This window comes from Bradyrhizobium sp. JHI2711 (genome assembly GCF_056156565.1).
Genome location: NZ_JBPZPT010000001.1, coordinates 65,832 through 82,949 on the forward strand (window position 1 = coordinate 65,832; position 17,118 = coordinate 82,949).

Here is a 17,118-nt window from a genome sequence, read left to right on the forward strand (position 1 = left end):
CAAGTGCAGCGCCCCCGAATGACGGCGGTGAGCCTGGCTGTCATGCATGCCAGCCCCGCCGCGCCTTTCCTTGACGCGCGCACCCGTCTCGCTCGTTATGCGGGCACGATTCCTCACCGGCCAAAGCTCCCGTGGCGCTTCCTCCGCTCGATTCACCGCAATGGAATAGTCCCTGGCGCGCCTTCGCGTGGGGACTGCGCTCGATCACGCAGACGATCCTCACCATCGTGCTGTTCGTGACCTATCTCGGCATCGGTGCGCTCGCTCACGACACCCATTTCAGCCTGCTCTGGGCATTGTGCTCGACGCTGTTCGTCTGGGCAGGTCCGGCGCAGATCATCCTGATCACCACGCTCGGCTCGGGCGCCACCATCATCCAGTCGGCGATCGCGGTGACCGTCAGCGCCATCCGCCTGTTTCCAATGGTGGTCTCGGTGCTGCCGCTGATGCGCACACCCACGACCAAGCGGCGCGATCTGATTTTCGCCGCGCATCTCACCGCAGTGACGCTGTGGGTCGAATGCCACCGCTTCCTGCCGCAGGTGCCGCGCGAACGGCGGATCGCCTTCGTCCACGGGCTCGGCTGCGGGCTCGTCTCCGTGTGCCTTGTCGCCAATATCGTCGGCTATTTCCTCGCCGCCAACCTGACGCAGACGCTTGGTGCGGCGATCCTGTTGCTGACGCCGCTGTCGTTCCTGTTCTCGACGGCGCGCAACAGCCGCGAGGTCGCCGACGTCGTCGCGCTCGTGCTGGGCATCGTGCTCTATCCGCTGGCGGCGAAGATGAACTCCGGCCTCGATATCCTCGTCAGCGGCGTGGTCGCCGGGACGATCGCTTATGGCGTGCACTGGTGGCGGGAGGTACGCGCATGAGCTTTGCGCAAGCGATCGGCGACTGGCACGCGCTGGCCGTCCTGTTCGTCGCCGGCGTCGTTCCCAACCAGATCTGGCGCATGCTGGGCCTGTGGTTCGGCGGCGGCATCGACGAGGGCTCGGAGCTGCTGGTCTGGGTCAGGGCGGTCGCCACCGCGATCCTGGCCGGCGTCATCGCCCAGATCGTGGTCCAGCCGCCGGGGGCGCTGGCCAGCGTGCCTGATGTCCTGCGCTATGGCGCGGTCGGTGCCGGGCTCGTCGTTTTCCTGCTGACCCGCCGTTCGATCTTCGCGGGCGTGGTCACGGGCGAAGTCTTCATGCTGGCCGGCAAGTGGTGGTTGGGCTAAAACCGCCAGCGAACAGCCAGGGAACAGGACATATGGTTCGCGAACAGGAGCTCCGCGAGGGCGAGGTCGCCATCGAGCTGCCGCCGACGCAAGATGCCGGCCTCGTCTTCATCGGCCGGATCCGCACGCCCTGGTCGTCGCGGCTGGAGACGCCGCGGCAGGGACGTCAGGACGGTCCGATCTGCCGCCTCGAGATCTTCGAGCCGTTCGTGCCGGCCATCAAGGGCGTCGACTTCTACAGCAACCTCGAAGTGCTCTATTGGCTCGACCGCTCGCGCCGCGACATCGTCCTGCAGAGCCCGAAGAACAATGAGAAGACCCGCGGCACCTTTTCGCTGCGCTCGCCGGTGCGGCCCAATCCGATCGGCACCTCGATCGTCAAGCTGGTCGGCATCGAGGGCAATGCCATCCTGGTGCGCGGCCTCGATTGCATCGACAACACGCCGCTGATCGACATCAAGCCCGACCGCTGCGAGTTCACGCCGCTGGCCGCGCCGCAGACGGGCGATTTCGAGACGGAGTGAGGGGCCTCCGCTCCAACGTCGTCATTGCGAGCGCAGCGAAGCAATCCAGGATCCCTCCACCGAGGCAGTCTGGATTGCTTCGTCGCAAGAGCTCCTCGCAATGACGAGGATGCAGCGCCGGCTACCCCTTCAACGCCGCCATCAGCTTCGCCGCGTGCTCTTGCAGCACCTTGTCGTCTTCCTTGCGGCTCGCAGGCGGCAGCATGGCGACGCCGTCGTGGCGCGGCATCACGTGCATGTGCAGGTGAAACACCACCTGTCCGCCGGCAGGCTCGTTGAACTGCTGCACTGTGATGCCGTCGGCATTGAACGCCTTCATTGCGGCGGCCGCGATCTTGTGCGCGCCTCGGGCGACATGGGCGTAATCGTCGGGCTTGATGTCGAGGATGTTGCGGGCAGGGGCCTTCGGGATCACCAGCGTGTGACCGGGCACGCGCGGCATGATGTCGAGGAAGGCGAAGACGTGCTCATCCTCGTAGACCTTGTAGCAGGGCAGCTCGCCGCGCAGGATTTTCGCGAAGATGTTGTTAGTGTCGTAGGCGGTCATGGCGGCGGCTCCTCGAACGATTTGCGCTTACTGTCACCAGCCGTGGCGAGGCGTCAAGGCGCCTCGTCGGCCGCTTTGCGGAACGGGCCGAGCTCGGCGAGCTCTCGTCCGGCTTCCGCGACATAGGCGCGCTCGCGCTTGAGGTAATCGTCGATGGCGCGGCGCAGGCCGGGATCGGCGATGAAGTGGGCGGAATGAGTGGTGCGCGGCAGGTAGCCGCGCGCGATCTTGTGCTCGCCCTGTGCGCCGGCCTCGACGTGTTTGAGGCCGCGCTTGATCGCGAAATCGATCGCCTGGTAGTAGCAGACCTCGAAATGCAGGAACGGGTGATGCTCGACCGCGCCCCAGTTGCGGCCGAACAGCGTGTCCGAGCCGATGAAGTTGATCGCGCCCGCGATCCAGCGGCCGTTTCGGCGGGCCATCACCAGCAGCACGTCCTCGCTCATGGACTCGCCGATCAGCGAGAAGAACTCGCGCGTCAGGTACGGCCGGCCCCATTTGCGCGAGCCGGTCTCCATGTAGAATGCGAAGAAGGCATCCCAGGCATCCTCGGTGATGTCCTTGCCGGTGAGCCAGTGAATGGTGACGCCGGCGGCGAGTGCATCGCGCCGCTCGCGCTTGATCGATTTGCGGTGGCGCGAGTTCAGCGTCGCCAGGAAGTCGTCGAAGCTCGCAAAGCCCTCATTGTGCCAGTGGAACTGCTGGTCGGTGCGCTGGAGGAAGCCGTGCTCGGCGAGCAGCTTCCATTCGCTTTCCTGCGCGAAGGTGACGTGGACGGAGGAGGCCTTGCTGACGCCGCACAGCGCGATGAGCCCACTCGCCAGCGCCTCGGTGATGCGCTCGCGATCGACGCCATCACGCACCAGCAGCCGCGGCCCCGTGGCCGGCGTGAAGGGAACCGAGACCTGGAGCTTCGGGTAGTAGCGCCCGCCGGCGCGCTCATAGGCATCCGCCCAGCCGCGATCGAAGACGTACTCGCCCTGGCTGTGCGATTTCAGATAGCAGGGCACGACGCCAGCCACGCGGCCGCCGAGCCGGGCGACCAGATGCCGGGGTCCCCAGCCAGTCCGGATCGTGGCCGAACCCGATTTCTCGGCCGCAGAGAGAAAGGCGTGGGAGACGAACGGGTTATAGGCGGGTCTTGAGAGGTCGAGGGAATCGCTTGGAAGAGCGGATGAGGTTCTGGTGCCAGCCCCATTGCACCGTCCGCCGGGATTGGCGCAGGCGTCCCAATCCTCCGGTGACACGTCGCCAATCGAAGGTACGGCCTCGAGCGTGATTTCCGATGATGCCATCGTGCCCAAGATCGTGCATTGCAGCAGCGACTTCAAGAGGGCGGGGGAACACAGGTCTCGTGCCCCGGACGCGGCGCAGCACTCCCGGCGATGCGAAGCATCGTCCCGTGTGGTGCGCCGCTGAGCCGGGCCCACGTGGCCGCGCGCTTGCGGAGAGATGGGTCCCGGCTCAGCGCTGCGATGCTCACGCGTCGCAGCTTGTCCGGGACACGGGCAAGCCCTACGGCACGAACCCCTCGAAGATCATCTGGTCCGCATACCGCCCGACCCGGCTCCGCTGCTCCGGGGTGCGGACGGTCCAGCCGAGCAGGGCGCAGCCGAACAGGTTGCGGGCGATCCAGGGGGCGGGGGCCGGCAGGTGGTCGACCTTGAAGGCGACGAAATGCGGCTGGGTCTGCAAGCCATGGCGGAGGTACAGCATGCTGTCGCGCTGTTCTTGGGTGAGGTTGGCCCAGTACTCGTCCTCATAGCTCCGCTGCGCGACGATGCCGCGCGGACGGTTGGGCAACAGGTCACGCAGCGCCAGCACCTGGTCGGGATCGAAGGACATGCCGACGGCGGGGCCGTCATACGAGGCCAACACCTCGGCCATCCGCTTCACCAGCTTGCGATCGCCACCGAAATGGCTCTTCACCTCGATCACCAGGGGCACACGTCCGGCGACCATGGCGCAGAGGTCGGCGAGCGACATCATCCGCTCGTCGGTGTCCTTGAACCTGACGGCCTTCAGCTCGGTCGCGGTCTTTGCGATCACCTCGCCGGTGGCCTCGGTGAGTCGGCCCAGGGCATGGTCGTGATGGACCATGGCCTCGCCGTCGGCCGAGAGCTGGATATCGACCTCGATAGCAAAATTACTAGCAATCGCAGCCTGCACCGCGCCCGGCATGTTCTCGACGATGCCGCGCGAAATGTCATGCAGGCCGCGATGGGCGACCGGCCGCGCTGTCAGCCAATCCGGAGCGCGCATTTGGCGTCAGGCGACCTCGAACACGCCTTCGACCTCGACCGCCGCATCCGCGGGCAGCGAGGCGACGCCGACGGTGGTGCGGGCGTGGCGGCCCTTGTCCCCGAAGGCGGCAACCATCAGGTCGGAGGCGCCGTTGAGCACCTTCGGCCCATCCAGGAAATCCGGGGCCGAGTTGATGAAGCCGCCGAGGCGCACCACGCGTACGACCTTATCGAGATCGCCGAGCGCCGCCTTGACCTGGGCCAACAGGTTGACGGCGCAGCCGCGCGCGGCTGCGGCGCCGTCCTCGATCGAGACGCCGGCGCCCAGCTTGCCCTTGGCGATCAGCTTGCCGGCGGGGTCGAAGCAGACCTGGCCGGAGACGAAGAGGAGGTTGCCCGTGCGCACAAAGGGCACGTAGTTGGCGACGGGGGAGGGGGCCTCGTGCAGCTTGATGCCTTGCTCCGCCAGTTTCTGCTCGACCGTGCCCGCCATGTCCGACCTCGTTGTCCAAAAATCCTTCGCTCCGGCGCGTCCCCTGGATGGCCGGGCGCGCCCTGTTTCGCCCATCGTGCCGCCACATGCAAGCAACCGGAGGGGCTGCATTTTGTTGAGGCAGGCCAGCAGGTTCAACGTGGAGGGGCAATTTACGTGGACGGCCTCAGTTGCGGCGCAATGGAACGGTCATTAAAATGTCGAATCTGCGCTTTCCTCAGGGAACAGACATGGTGCATCTTTTCCGGACTTCGCTCGGTGTGATGGCGCTTGCCGCGGCCAGTGTCGGCCTTGGCGGCGTAGCCGAGGCCGCCAACGGTCCGTTTCTCGCGCACCAGGCGCTGTATGATCTCCGCCTTGTCAAATCGCGCACCAATTCGGTCAATAGCGCCCGCGGCCGGATCCTCTACAATTTCACGGGGAACGCCTGCGAGGGCTATACCTCGGAATTCCGCCAGGTCTCCGAGCTCGACAGCGGCGAGGGCAAGGTCACGCTCAGCGACCTCCGCTCCAACTCCTGGGAGGACGCCGCCGGCAAGAGCTACCGTTTCAAGATCGAGACGCGCATGAACGAGACGGATGCCGGCCGCGTCGACGGCTCGGCCGAGCGCGACGGCGACCACATCAACGTCAAGCTGAAGCTTCCGGCGCCGAAGACGTTCACGCTCGACGGCAAGATCGTGTTCCCAACCGAGCAAATCCAGCGCATCATCGCAGCGGCGAGGGAAGGCAAATCGCTGCTCGAACTCTCCGTCTATGACGGCTCCGATGACGGCCAGAAGGTCTACAACACGCTGACCGTGATCGGTCAGCCGATCCCCGCCGACCGTGCCACCTCGTCCGATCCGTCGACTGCGGACGAGCACATGAAGTCGCTCAAGCGCTGGCCAGTCACCGTCAGCTATTTCGACCGCGACGCCCAGCAGAAGGAGGGCGAGCAGACGCCGGTCTATGCGATGGCGTTCGAGCTCTACGAGAACGGCGTCTCGCGCCAGCTCGTGCTCGACTACAACGATTTCGTCATCTCCGGCGCCATGGGCAAGTTCGACGTGAAGGACAGCAAGCCCTGTAATTGAGGGCTAGGTCTCTCGTCGCGAGCAGCGTCGTAGGGTGGGCAAAGCGGATCGTGCCCACGCTTTCTCTCGATAATCGTTGATAGATGGTGGGCACGGCGCAAGTGCGCCTTTGCCCACCCTACGAGATCTCTCTTGGTCGCTTCGCTCCTCGCAATGACGGGGCTAGCTCTCGTCACACTCTCCCGCTACGCTCCCTCCCAACCACAAATTCGGGGAGCCAGCCCATGCCGAAGCTCGACCATCTCCGCCCCAGCGGCCTGCATCACAATCCAGCCTATTCCCACGTCGTCACCGCGACGGGGGCGCGCACGATCTACATTTCCGGCCAGGTCTCGACCGACGAGGAGGGCCGGATCGTCGGCGAGGGCGATATCGCTGCGCAGACCACCCAGGTGATGCAGAATCTCGGCCTCGCGCTGAAGGCCGCGGGGGCGAGCTATTCCAACATCGTCAAGATCACGACCTTCGTGGTGAACTACAAGCCGGAGCTGCGGCCCATCATCGGCAAGGCCCGCTCGGCCTTCTTCGAAGGCATGGAGCCGCCAGCCTCGACGCTCGTCGGCGTCTCCGCGCTCGCTGCGCCGGAATGGCTGATCGAGATCGAGGCGGTCGCGGTTGCGGATTGAGGTTTTCCTGTAGCCCGGATGAAGCGCAAGCGTAATCCGGGAAGCCTGTCGCCACGGAGCACTGTCCCGGATTGCGCTCCGCTCCATCCGGGCTACAGCTGCTATGAGTGCTTCGCCTCTGACAGCTCTTGTAGAGCCGCCATCGCTTCGTCGGCTCTGTCGGACGGTACGAAGAGATGGTCGTGGTGGAACGCCGACACGGCATTCACGCTGATGCCGGCGTCGGCGAGGCGCGCCGTGATTGCCGCCAGGAAGCCGACCGCATCGAGCGCGGAGTGAACCGTGAGCGTGATCAGGCGTGAGGCGAATTCGTAGCGCAGTCCTGCGCGTTCGGCATCCTCCAGCGGTGCTACGACCGTTGTGCCCTCCGCCTCGCGGAAGATCAGGAGCGGATCGACTGCTGCGGGAATAGTCTCGTCTGCCGCGATCGTGCAAAATACGAAGGTGCCCGGTCGCGCTCCGGCTTCATCAGTCTCAGCAGCGCATTGAGATCGCGTTCACACGTCATCACTCCTGCGCCTTCTCCGGGCCCTCATAGGCAATGCCGCGGATCACCGCGGCGCTGCCGAACTTCTTGCGCAGGCTGTCGACCGCGCGTTCGGCGTGGGCGGCGCGGCGGTCGAGCATGTCGGTGTCATCGACCGCCGAGCCCTCGCGCAGCGCGCTGACGCCGGCGCCCATCAGGCGGAAGGCGGTGCCGTCGATTTCCTTGGCCAGCATCTCGCGGCAGATCGAGAAGATCTTCGCGGCCAGCTGCGTCGGGGCGGCGATCGATTGCGAGCGCGTGCGCTGGCGGAAATCGGCGGTCTTCAACTTCAGCGTCACGGTGGAGCCGGCGAGCTCGCTGCTCTTCAGGCGCGACGACGTCTTCTCGCAGAGTCGCCACAGGATCTTCTCCAGCGTCGCGAAATCGCGGATGTCGGTCTCGAACGTCGTCTCGCTTGAAATGGTCTTGGCGCCGCGGTCAGGCTCGACGCGGCGGTCGTCGATGCCGCGTGCGAGCCGCCACAGCCTGCGGCCCTCGCTCGGAAACTGCCGCATCATCTCGATCTCGTCGGCCTTCTGCAGATCGGCGATGATGCGGAAGCCGCGCTGCACCAGGCGTTCCTGCGTCGCGGGACCGACGCCGAAGATGAAGCCGACCGGCTTTTCCGCCAGCATCAACCGCGCTTCCTCCTGGTCGAGCGCGGCAAAGCCTCTGGGCTTGTCGAGGTCGGAGGCGATCTTGGCCAGGAACTTGTTGCAGGACAGGCCGACCGAGACGGTGATGCCGATGTCGCGCTCGACGTTGCGGGCAAAGCGCGCCAGCACCTTGGCGGGGATCATGCCGTGCACCCGCTCGGTGCCGGAGAGATCGAGGAAGGCCTCGTCGATCGAGAGCGGCTCGACCAGCGGCGTCAGCGCCTGCATGGCCTGGCGGACCTCGCGGCCGACCCGGACGTACTTTGCCATGTCCGGGCGGATCACGGTCGCATGCGGGCAGGCTTCCAATGCCTTGAACATCGGCATCGCCGAGCGAACGCCATAGGTGCGCGCGATGTAGCAGGCCGCCGACACCACGCCGCGCTTGCCCCCGCCGATGATGACGGGCTTGTCGGCGATGTCAGGGTGGTCGCGCTTCTCGACCGTCGCATAGAAGGCGTCGCAGTCGATATGGGCGATGGTCAGGCCGGCGAGCGAGCGGTGGCGGACGAGGCGGGGGGAACCGCAGGCCGAGCAGCGCCGCAGGCCCATATTCAGATCGGCCAGACAATCCCGGCAGAAGCAGCGGGGCCCGGCCGGCTCTGGGACGCTCACGGCACGTCGCGCTCCCAGGAGGGGTCACCGAGCGCATCGCCGAGGACCTGCCGCGCCGCGGCAACGTTGGTCGGGTGCAGTTCCGCCACCTTGGCAAAGGCCTTCACCGTGGCATCGTCCCGCATCACGAAATCGAGCACGCTGAGGAGGAAATTCGGGTCCGCGGCGGCGTTGCGCAGGGTCTCCGGACCGACCCCCGTCTCGGCCAGGAACAGGCCCAGCCGCTCAGGCTCGCCCGCGACGAAGGACAGGGCCTGAATCGCAACGATTTCAGCGACTTCGCGGGGGTTGTGAACAGGCTTTTTCACGGGGACGGTTTGCCTTTCCGTTAACTTTCGGTCTCTAATTTGGAATCATCATGCCCGAGTCTCGTGCTCAAGTCTTCCGGCCCCGGACGAGCAACTGGAAACCACATCGCAGAAAGTGGACCCTCGGGTTTAACGAAACTCAAGCGAATCTGAGGCTAGTTTGAATCCAGTTTTCGAAACGCCGGGAAGCGGCGTCTGAGGCGTCACATGTACCGGTCCTTCGGACCAATCAGGAGGGCGGGATGGCTAAGACCGTCCTGATCGTGGAAGACAACGAGCTCAACATGAAGCTCTTCCGCGACCTGTTGGAGGCGCACGGGTACCAGACCTCCGGCACCAGCAACGGCTACGAGGCGCTCGACCTCGTGCGCAAGATGCGGCCCGACCTCGTGCTGATGGACATCCAGCTGCCGCAGGTCTCCGGCCTCGAGGTGACGCGCTGGATCAAGGACGATCCGGAGCTGCGCGCCATTCCAGTCGTCGCGGTCACGGCGTTCGCGATGAAGGGCGACGAAGAGCGCATCCGCGAGGGCGGCTGCGAAGCCTATTTGTCCAAGCCGATCTCGGTCGGCAAATTCATTGAGACGGTCCGGCGTTTTATCGGATAGGAAGTGAGTTCACAGTGTCCGCGCGTATCCTGGTCGTCGACGACGTCCCCGCCAACGTCAAGCTGTTAGAGGCCCGCCTTTCCGCCGAATATTTCGACGTGATGACCGCCGCGAACGGCACCGAGGCGCTCGCGATCTCAAGGCGCGCCGAATGCGACATCATCCTGCTCGACGTGATGATGCCCGACATGGACGGCTTCGAGGTCTGCCGCCGCCTCAAGACCGATCCGGCCACGCACCACATTCCCGTCGTGATGGTCACCGCGCTCGACAGCCCCGCCGACCGCAATCGCGGGCTCGAGGCCGGTGCCGACGACTTCCTGACCAAACCCGTCTCCGACGTCGTGCTGATCGCGCGGGTGCGCTCGCTGACGCGGCTGAAGATGATGACGGATGAGCTGCGCATGCGCGCCATCACCTCGCTCGAGATCGGCATGCAGGCGCCCGAGCGCAGTGCGATCGCCGACACCGGCAAGGGCGGCCGCATCCTCCTGGTCGACGACCGCCAGTCCTCCTACGAGCGGCTGGCGACGATCCTCGCCGCCGAGCACACCATCGACGTCGAGCCGAACCCGACGGAGGCGCTATTCCACGCCGCCGAAGGCAATTACGACCTCCTGATCGTCTCGCTCGACCTCAACAATTTCGACGGCCTGCGCCTATGCAGCCAGGCGCGATCGCTGGAGCGCACGCGGCACGTGCCGATCCTGGCCATCGCCGACCCCGAGAACTCGACACGGCTGCTGCGCGGCCTCGAGATCGGCGTCAACGACTACCTGCTGCGCCCGATCGACAAGACCGAGCTCTTGGCGCGCGCCCGCACCCAGATCCGCCGCCGCCGCTACACCGATCATTTGCGCGACAACGTGCAGAACTCGATCGAGATGGCGATCACCGACGCGCTCACCGGCCTGCACAATCGCCGCTACATGGAGAGCCATCTGGCAACGCTCGCCGAACAGGCCGCGACCCGCGGCAAGCCGCTGGCGCTGATGATCCTGGACATCGACTATTTCAAGTCGATCAACGACAATTACGGCCACGATGCCGGCGACGACGTGCTGCGCGAGTTCGCGGTGCGGGTGCGCAAATCGATCCGCGGCATTGATCTCGCCTGCCGTTACGGCGGCGAGGAATTCGTCATCGTGATGCCCGAGACGGATCTCCATGTTGCCGGCATGGTCGCCGAGCGCCTGCGCCGCTCGATAGCGGGTGAGCCCTTCGCGATCCACAAGGGGGCCAAGCGCATCGAGGTCACGATCTCGATCGGCCTCACCACGCTCGAGCGAAAGGGCGAGGCGGTGGCCGACGTCCTCAAGCGCGCCGACACGGCGCTCTACCGGGCCAAGCACGACGGGCGTAACCGCGTGGTGTCGCAGGCGGCGTGAGGGCCGCCCGCACAAAGTTGCGAAAACAACCCCATGCACAGTAGCCGGCGCGAGCGGGATCAATGGGTTACGCGGGTGGCGAGATAATTTGCGCCGGCAGCGGCGTCGTTTGACCCGTCGGGCAAAACAGGAGCATATTGGTAGGGTCGCGAAATGGTCCTGACGGGTAGTCAGGCGCCCGCGCTTCCTCCACAAATTCCGGTGTCATTCCCCGCCTTGTGCGCAGTCGCGCTGGAGCGGGGAATCCAGTACGCCGCAGCGTCTCGGGTCTAGCCTCACTGTCTCTGGAATACTGGATCACCCGCTTCGCGGGTGATGACAGCGAGCGATCAGGCGACAGCGGTTAGTCTGGAGCGCGCTTGCTCCGTTTCTCCGCCGGGTTCGCATCCTCGCCCACATCCACCCCCGCATTTCGCAACAGCACCTTCGCCGCTTCCTTCGCCGCCCTTGCCATCGCCGGATCATCGCGCACGAGGTCCTGCGCGATGGAGCCGTCGACCAGCAGCACCAGCTGCGTCGCGAGCGCGTCCGCTTCGGCAACGCCGAGCTCGGTCAGGCGGTCGCGAAACCAGAGGCGGCGGCTTTCCTTGAAGGCGATCGCGATCTTCTTCACGGCGCGGTCGCCGGGGCCGAGCTCGGCGACCGCATTGACGAACGGGCAGCCGCGAAAGTCTTTCGCCGCGAAGCGTTGCTCCAGCGAATCGAACCTCGCGAGGATCTGCTCGGCGGGCGGCTTGTCGGAGGGGCGTGCGCTGACAAAGCGGCGCTCGAGATAGGCCGCGATCAGCGCGTCCTTGGACGGGAAGTGATTGTAGAGCGTGCGCTTACTGATGCCGACCTCGGCCGCGATGGTGTCGACGCCGATGGCGCGAATGCCTTGCAGATAGAACAGCTTGTCGGCGGTCTGAAGGATCCGCTCTTTCATCGTCTGTGGGAGGGGCGGGGGAGCCATGCAGCGGAATGCGTCCTGTTCGCTTGACAGCCGCTTCCATCTATAGCCTAAGTGCACAGGTCTGTGTACCCAAAAACATCGGCAAAAGCAGACGACGGCACGCGTGCCGCGCCCAAAAGGGAGAAGAAAAATGCCCCTGCTGCAGGTTCTGCGTCCCACCTTGCCGATCCTGATCGGCGCCTCGATCATGCTGACCTTGAGCATGGGGCTGCGGCAGTCGCTCGGTATCTTCATGCAGCCGCTGACGCGCGACATCCACATTTCGATCTCGGATTTCACGCTTGCACTGGCCGTGCAAAACCTCGCCTGGGGCTTCCTGCAGCCGCCCGCCGGTGCACTCACCGTGCGCTACGGCTTCCGACCGATCATGATCGCGGGCGCGCTGATGTACATCGCGGGCCTCGCGCTGATGGCAACGGCGAATGGGCTTCTCAGCATCATGATCGGCGCCGGCGTGCTGATCGGGACCTCGCTCGCCTGCACCGCGGCGGCGATCGCGATGTCGGTGGCGGCACGTGCGGTGCCGGAGACGGTGCGCTCGACCGTGCTCGGCATCGTCTCCGGCGCGGGCTCGCTCGGCGCGCTACTTTCGGCGCCGATCGGACAGATGCTCAACGAGGGCTTTGGCTGGCGCGTCGGGCTCGCGGGCTTCGTCATCATGTCGGTGCTGATGATCCCTGCGGCCTGGTATGCCGGGCGCGTCGACAAGATTCCGTTGCCGAAGCCGGCGGCCGACGAGATCGATGATGCCACGGCTGCAGCCGCGGCGAGGACCGCGTTCGGCAATGCCTCCTTCGTGGTGATGACCTGCGCCTATCTCGTCTGCGGCATGCAGCTCGTGTTCCTCACCACGCACCTGCCGTCATATCTCGCGATCTGCGGCCTCGATCCGATGCTGAGCGCACAGACGCTCGGCATGATCGGCGGCTTCAACGTGCTGGGCTCGCTGTTCTTCGGCTGGGCCGGCCAACGCTGGAACAAGCTGGCGCTCTTGGGCGGGATCTACATCCTGCGCTCGCTCGCACTCGCCTGGTACTTCATGCTGCCGGCAAGCCCGTTCTCGACGCTGCTGTTCGGCGCGATCATGGGCTTTCTGTGGATGGGCGTCGGCCCGCTCGTCGCGGGCGCGGTCGCCGAGATGTTCGGCCTGCGCTGGCAGGCGATGATCCAGGGCCTCGCCTTCATGAGCCACCAGATCGGCAGCTTCCTCGGCGCTTACGGAGGCGGGCTGCTCTACGACGCGCTCGGCTCCTACACCATGGCCTGGCGCATCGGTGTCGCGCTCGGCCTTGCCGGCGGCATCGTGCAGGTCGCGTTCGCGCTTGTCAGGCCGTCGCAGCCGCCCACGCCAGTGCTGCGGACAGCGTAGGGCGGGGCGGGTGGTCGTTTTCCTTGGCCTTGCACCGCTGCCGTTCTCACAAATTTGCATTTGCCTCAAAGCGCTCGGTTGCTGACGTGCGAGAGAACCTTTCGTCGACTCGGCAGGCGGTCGTTCATGGGCTTGCCAATTTCGCGTTTGGGTCGTGTCAGGCTGTGGTCAGCCTTCTCAGATTGAAAATGGGCTTGAGTTGCAGAGTGTTAGCCAGTTCATAATCCTAATCGCGCCGGCCAGCTTAAGCTTTCGAGACAACCGCTCGGGAGGCAACGATGACGCCCGGCTGGCTCATTTTCCCTGCGACTATCGCCTGTGTCTACTTCCTGGTCATTGTGAGTTTGATCATGCTTGGCGCTTGGTAGGCGGCTGAGGGAAGAGAATCTTGAAAGAGCGCGCTTTCAAGATTCGCCGATAGACCGACGCGAACTCATGTCGGTCGGAATTCGATCGGGTGCGGCCATGGATTGCGCGAATTGCGGCAGAGTCAACCCGGAGGGAACGAAGGTCTGCGGCGATTGCGGCGCGCCGCTGTTCTTTCGCTGCCCTGCGTGCGGGGGCGACAATCCGACAGGCAAGAACTTCTGTGGCGACTGCGGTGCCGCGCTCACGCCGACCGTACCGCCGCAAATGACGAGAGGGGCCGGCGCAGCGACGTCCATCGTGCCACCGGTCACGGAGCGCGCAGGCTTGTTGGCCGCACCAAGTTCTTCCGCCGAGCGTCGTCAGCTCACAGTGATGTTCTGCGATCTCGTCGGCTCGACGGCACTTGCGACAAAGCTCGATCCGGAAGATCTACGGGACATAATTGCTGAGTACCGCGATAGCGTAGCGGCGGTCGTCCGCAAATACGGTGGCACCGTCAGCCGTTACATCGGCGATGGCATGCTCATACTATTCGGTCATCCTTCAGCGCATGAGGACGATGCCGAACGCGCAGTGCGCGCTGCGCTTGAGATCGCCGCGACCAGGCACGCGCCGGGAGCCCCAGCCGAGTTCGAGCTGCGGGTTCGTCTTGGGCTCGCGACTGGCCTCGTCGTCGTAGGTGACCTTATCGGCAGCGAAGCGGCGGAGGCGCAGGCCGTGCTTGGCGAGACGCCGAACCTTGCCGCTCGACTGCAAGCGCTCGCCGAACCGGATGGGGTAGTCATCCCTGAGGACACGCGGCGGCTCATCGGCGGGCTCTTTGACTACGAGAATCTCGGCGCCGTGACGCTGAAGGGCTTCGCCGCACCGGTGCAAGCCTGGCGGGTGCTTCGTGAGGGAACAGCGGAGAGCCGGTTCGAGGCGTTGCACCCTTCGGTCCTCGCCCCGCTGGTTGGGCGTGAGGAAGACCTCGCGCGGTTGGAGCGGAGCTGGCGCCATGCGCGGGCGGGTACCGGTCAAGTCATGCTGCTTGTCGGCGAGGCGGGGATCGGCAAGTCGCGCCTCGTTGCGGCTCTTCAGGAGCGTATCGAGCGAGAGCCGCACACCTGCTTGCGCTACTTCTGCTCGCCTCATCATCAGGAAAGCGCGCTTTACCCCTTCATCGCACAACTCCAGCGAGCGGCTGGCTTCGATCGTGAGGACACACCGACGACCAAGCTCGACAAACTTCGAGCGCTCCTGTCGCCTGCATTGTCGCCCAACGAGGACGCGGCGATCCTGGCCGAGTTTCTGTCGATCCCCAACGATAATCTATACTTACCGGTTACGAGTACGCCGCAACAAAAGAAGGAGAGAAGCTTCGCCGCTCTGGTTCGCCAGCTTGAAGCTCTCGCGCAAAGACGTCCAATCATGATCGTGTTCGAGGACATGCAATGGATCGATCCAAGCTCGCGCGAGCTGCTGGACCGAACCGTCGATCGCGTAGCAAGCCTGCCGGTTTTGGTCTTGATCACCTACCGTCCCGAGTTCCAGTTAGTATGGACCGGAAAGCCGCATGTCAGCTTGCTCGTGCTGAACCGGCTCGACCAGAATGCGGGCGCTGCGCTCATCCGGAGCGTGGCAGGTGGCCAGACGCTGCCGACCGAAATCGTCAATGAAATTGCTGAACGTACGGATGGTGTGCCGCTGTTCGTTGAGGAGTTGACCAAAGCGGTGCTCGAAACAAGCCCCCAGAGTATCGCGCGAGCGATCTCCTTCGCGCCGCTGCCCGGACTTGCCGTACCGGCCACGCTACATGCTTCGTTGATGGCGCGGCTCGACCGGATTGGGCCGATCGCCAAGGAGGTGGCACAAATCGGCGCAGCTATTGGCCGCGAGTTCTCCTATGATCTGCTGGCCTCGGTCGCACAGCGGTGCGACAACGAGTTGCGGGCGGCGCTTGACCGGCTGATCAACACCGGCCTCGTGTTTGGGAGTGTCGAGCCGCCCGACGCCAATTTCTTGTTCAAACATGCACTGGTCCAGGATGCGGCATACGGCACAATGTTGCGCGGCCAACGCCGCGAGCTGCACGCTCGGATCGCTGGCGCACTCGAGGAGAGGCTCGCTAGAGGCATCCAAGAGCAGCCGGAAATCCTCGCCCACCACTGCGGACATGCGGGCTTGGCCGAAAAGGCGATTTCCTATTGGCAGGAGGCTGGTGAGCGTTCAAAGGCTCGATCGGCAATGACAGAAGCAATCGCGCAGATGCGAAAGGCGCTTGATTTGCTATCTCAACTGCCGGATGCTCCCGGGCGCCAGCGCACCGAAACTGAACTTCAACTCGCGCTCGGCGGTGCACTGATCGCCGCGAAGGGCCACGCGGCCGAAGAGACCGGCAGGGCCTACGCCCGGGCGCGTTGCCTCTGCGAGGCACTCAACGACACGCCGAATCTGCTCAAGGCACTCTGGGGCGAGTTCGTGCATTATCACGTCCGTGGTGAAACGGACCGATCGCATCGCATCGCCGAGAATCTGCTCGATTTGGCCGGGCGACAGAACGATGCGGCCATTCTTGTCGCCGGTCATCGGGCAGTCGGCGATAGCTGGCTTCATCGCGGACAATTGGCCTTGGCGCGCACCCATCTCGAGCGGGGGCTCGCCCTTTACGATCCGGCGCAGCAGCGCTCTCTGACGGCCCTGTTCGCAGAAAACGCCCGCGTGGCGATGCTTTCGTTCCTTTCGCTTACGTGTGGCCTTCTTGGCTTCGCCGATCAGGCGCGCGTGCAGAGCAGTGACGCCCTGGCAGAGGCCCGCGATTCGTCGCACCCGATCAGCCTCGCATTCGCGCTGAGCGTTGCCTGCCGGTTGCATTTCGTGCTCGAAGACGCGGGCATGGTTGGGCAACGGGCGGACGAGCTGGTTGCGCTCACCACCGAGCAGCGCTTTGCCTTCTTTCTCGCGATGGGGACGGCATATCGCGGCTGGACGCTGGCCGAAGCCGGCGACCCCGAGGCCGGGGTGGACTTACTGCGGCGCGGCATCGAGGGATTCCAGGCGTCCGGCGCAGCATGGACTCTTCCGTTCTACCTTGCGCAGCTCGCAGCAGCCGAGGCAAAGAGAGCACGATATGAAACGGGGCTCGGCCAACTCTCCGACGCCTTGGCACTAACCCAGAAATCGGGGGTGCGGTGGTTCGAGGCCGAGCTGCATCGGCGCCGAGGCGAGTTGATGCTAAGGGCTCGGCCAGGCGCGGAGGCCGATGCGGAGGCCGAGTTTCGCCACGCCATTGCGATTGCTCACCAGCAGGAGGCGAAACTCTGGGAACTTCGCTCCGCCGTCAGTCTCGCCCGGCTCTGGCGTGATCAGGACAGGGGTGATGAAGCACGCGGTCTTCTCGCGCCGGTCTACGGTTGGTTCAGCGAGGGCTTCGACGTTCGCGACTTGAAGGAAAGCAAGGCGCTGCTGGAAGAACTCTGAGTGTAACGTGGAGCTTGTCGTAAGCGCGCTCCATTGGAGCTCCGTAACGTTCTCGGGTTTCGCGACTCCGCTGCACCCTAAAGAAACGTAAGGGCAACGGTGACCTGCTCGGCGCCGTCAATTCTCGGGTCGGCCCCGTC

General features: G+C 64.9%; 16 protein-coding genes and 1 pseudogene. 9 read left to right on the top strand and 8 right to left on the bottom strand.

Annotation, left to right across the window (positions count from 1 at the left end; all coding sequences use genetic code 11):
• Window positions 1-131 precede the first annotated feature (131 nt).
• Genes ACTEK7_RS00335 through tsaA form a run of 3 tightly spaced genes read left to right on the top strand, consistent with a single transcriptional unit; the run spans window position 132 to window position 1,743 of the window.
• A complete protein-coding gene (locus ACTEK7_RS00335; RefSeq protein ID WP_225148400.1) occupies window positions 132-872 on the top strand; it encodes an AzlC family ABC transporter permease in 741 nt (246 codons plus the stop codon).
• Window positions 869-1,219, top strand: a complete 351-nt coding sequence (locus ACTEK7_RS00340; protein ID WP_036015173.1) for an AzlD domain-containing protein — start codon at window positions 869-871, stop codon at window positions 1,217-1,219. Before ACTEK7_RS00335 ends, ACTEK7_RS00340 begins: the two co-directional genes overlap by 4 nt.
• Window positions 1,220-1,251: 32 nt before the next feature.
• Complete coding sequence (gene tsaA / locus ACTEK7_RS00345) at window positions 1,252-1,743, top strand: tRNA (N6-threonylcarbamoyladenosine(37)-N6)-methyltransferase TrmO (protein WP_057029795.1); 492 nt, start codon at window positions 1,252-1,254, stop codon at window positions 1,741-1,743.
• Window positions 1,744-1,864: 121 nt separating this feature from the next.
• Here the strand turns inward: tsaA and ACTEK7_RS00350 are convergent, their stop codons facing one another.
• The 4 genes from ACTEK7_RS00350 to ACTEK7_RS00365 form a co-directional block, all read right to left on the bottom strand.
• Entirely contained in the window at window positions 1,865-2,290 is a 426-nt protein-coding gene (locus ACTEK7_RS00350) for an HIT family protein (protein WP_057029794.1), read from the bottom strand.
• 53 nt (window positions 2,291-2,343) lie between these two features.
• A complete protein-coding gene (locus ACTEK7_RS00355) occupies window positions 2,344-3,585 on the bottom strand; it encodes a GNAT family N-acetyltransferase (RefSeq protein ID WP_225148401.1) in 1,242 nt (413 codons plus the stop codon).
• Between the two features lie 220 nt (window positions 3,586-3,805).
• Complete coding sequence (locus ACTEK7_RS00360) at window positions 3,806-4,552, bottom strand: glycerophosphodiester phosphodiesterase (RefSeq protein WP_225148402.1); 747 nt, start codon at window positions 4,550-4,552, stop codon at window positions 3,806-3,808.
• Between the two features lie 6 nt (window positions 4,553-4,558).
• Window positions 4,559-5,026 carry a RidA family protein gene (locus tag ACTEK7_RS00365; RefSeq protein ID WP_036015166.1) on the bottom strand — a complete coding sequence of 156 codons (468 nt, stop codon included), beginning with the start codon at window positions 5,024-5,026 and terminating at the stop codon, window positions 4,559-4,561.
• A 230-nt stretch (window positions 5,027-5,256) separates the two neighbouring features.
• Between ACTEK7_RS00365 and ACTEK7_RS00370 the strand changes: the two genes are divergently transcribed.
• Complete coding sequence (locus ACTEK7_RS00370; RefSeq protein WP_036039325.1) at window positions 5,257-6,102, top strand: cell envelope integrity EipB family protein; 846 nt, start codon at window positions 5,257-5,259, stop codon at window positions 6,100-6,102.
• Window positions 6,103-6,326: 224 nt separating this feature from the next.
• On the top strand, window positions 6,327-6,728 hold the full coding sequence (locus tag ACTEK7_RS00375) for a RidA family protein (RefSeq protein ID WP_018646938.1): 402 nt from the start codon (window positions 6,327-6,329) through the stop codon (window positions 6,726-6,728).
• Window positions 6,729-6,829: 101 nt separating this feature from the next.
• On the opposite strand, the pseudogene ACTEK7_RS00380 reads toward ACTEK7_RS00375, so the two are convergent.
• From ACTEK7_RS00380 to ACTEK7_RS00390, 3 genes and pseudogenes are all read right to left on the bottom strand, one after another.
• Window positions 6,830-7,236: pseudogene (locus ACTEK7_RS00380) on the bottom strand (ACT domain-containing protein).
• Window positions 7,236-8,525 carry a DNA polymerase IV gene (locus ACTEK7_RS00385; RefSeq protein WP_225148403.1) on the bottom strand — a complete coding sequence of 430 codons (1,290 nt, stop codon included), beginning with the start codon at window positions 8,523-8,525 and terminating at the stop codon, window positions 7,236-7,238. The pseudogene ACTEK7_RS00380 and the gene ACTEK7_RS00385 overlap by 1 nt, the downstream one beginning before the upstream one ends.
• Entirely contained in the window at window positions 8,522-8,833 is a 312-nt protein-coding gene (locus tag ACTEK7_RS00390; RefSeq protein WP_036015155.1) for a DUF3572 domain-containing protein, read from the bottom strand. The genes ACTEK7_RS00385 and ACTEK7_RS00390 overlap by 4 nt, the downstream gene beginning before the upstream one ends.
• 242 nt (window positions 8,834-9,075) lie before the next feature.
• Between ACTEK7_RS00390 and ACTEK7_RS00395 the strand changes: the two genes are divergently transcribed.
• Both ACTEK7_RS00395 and ACTEK7_RS00400 read left to right on the top strand, forming a co-directional pair.
• Window positions 9,076-9,441, top strand: a complete 366-nt coding sequence (locus ACTEK7_RS00395; protein WP_008566616.1) for a response regulator — start codon at window positions 9,076-9,078, stop codon at window positions 9,439-9,441.
• A 14-nt stretch (window positions 9,442-9,455) separates the two neighbouring features.
• Window positions 9,456-10,829 carry a PleD family two-component system response regulator gene (locus tag ACTEK7_RS00400; RefSeq protein ID WP_036025582.1) on the top strand — a complete coding sequence of 458 codons (1,374 nt, stop codon included), beginning with the start codon at window positions 9,456-9,458 and terminating at the stop codon, window positions 10,827-10,829.
• Window positions 10,830-11,172: 343 nt separating this feature from the next.
• Here the strand turns inward: ACTEK7_RS00400 and ACTEK7_RS00405 are convergent, their stop codons facing one another.
• Complete coding sequence (locus ACTEK7_RS00405) at window positions 11,173-11,781, bottom strand: TetR/AcrR family transcriptional regulator (RefSeq protein ID WP_345944104.1); 609 nt, start codon at window positions 11,779-11,781, stop codon at window positions 11,173-11,175.
• A gap of 130 nt (window positions 11,782-11,911) precedes the next feature.
• Between ACTEK7_RS00405 and ACTEK7_RS00410 the strand changes: the two genes are divergently transcribed.
• Window positions 11,912-13,150: an MFS transporter gene (locus ACTEK7_RS00410; protein WP_036025577.1), complete on the top strand. Its 1,239-nt coding sequence runs from the start codon at window positions 11,912-11,914 to the stop codon at window positions 13,148-13,150.
• A 435-nt stretch (window positions 13,151-13,585) separates the two neighbouring features.
• Window positions 13,586-16,978: an adenylate/guanylate cyclase domain-containing protein gene (locus tag ACTEK7_RS00415; RefSeq protein WP_225113847.1), complete on the top strand. Its 3,393-nt coding sequence runs from the start codon at window positions 13,586-13,588 to the stop codon at window positions 16,976-16,978.
• Window positions 16,979-17,118: the final 140 nt, after the last annotated feature.

Coding starts and splice junctions, on each gene's coding strand:
- ACTEK7_RS00340 (WP_036015173.1), top strand. CDS start 869: ATGAGCTTTGCGCAAGCGATCGGCGACTGGCACGCGCTGGCCGTCCTG.
- tsaA (WP_057029795.1), top strand. CDS start 1,252: ATGGTTCGCGAACAGGAGCTCCGCGAGGGCGAGGTCGCCATCGAGCTG.
- ACTEK7_RS00350 (WP_057029794.1), bottom strand. CDS start 2,290: ATGACCGCCTACGACACTAACAACATCTTCGCGAAAATCCTGCGCGGC.
- ACTEK7_RS00355 (WP_225148401.1), bottom strand. CDS start 3,585: ATGGCATCATCGGAAATCACGCTCGAGGCCGTACCTTCGATTGGCGAC.
- ACTEK7_RS00360 (WP_225148402.1), bottom strand. CDS start 4,552: ATGCGCGCTCCGGATTGGCTGACAGCGCGGCCGGTCGCCCATCGCGGC.
- ACTEK7_RS00365 (WP_036015166.1), bottom strand. CDS start 5,026: ATGGCGGGCACGGTCGAGCAGAAACTGGCGGAGCAAGGCATCAAGCTG.
- ACTEK7_RS00370 (WP_036039325.1), top strand. CDS start 5,257: ATGGTGCATCTTTTCCGGACTTCGCTCGGTGTGATGGCGCTTGCCGCG.
- ACTEK7_RS00375 (WP_018646938.1), top strand. CDS start 6,327: ATGCCGAAGCTCGACCATCTCCGCCCCAGCGGCCTGCATCACAATCCA.
- ACTEK7_RS00395 (WP_008566616.1), top strand. CDS start 9,076: ATGGCTAAGACCGTCCTGATCGTGGAAGACAACGAGCTCAACATGAAG.
- ACTEK7_RS00405 (WP_345944104.1), bottom strand. CDS start 11,781: ATGGCTCCCCCGCCCCTCCCACAGACGATGAAAGAGCGGATCCTTCAG.
- ACTEK7_RS00410 (WP_036025577.1), top strand. CDS start 11,912: ATGCCCCTGCTGCAGGTTCTGCGTCCCACCTTGCCGATCCTGATCGGC.
- ACTEK7_RS00415 (WP_225113847.1), top strand. CDS start 13,586: ATGTCGGTCGGAATTCGATCGGGTGCGGCCATGGATTGCGCGAATTGC.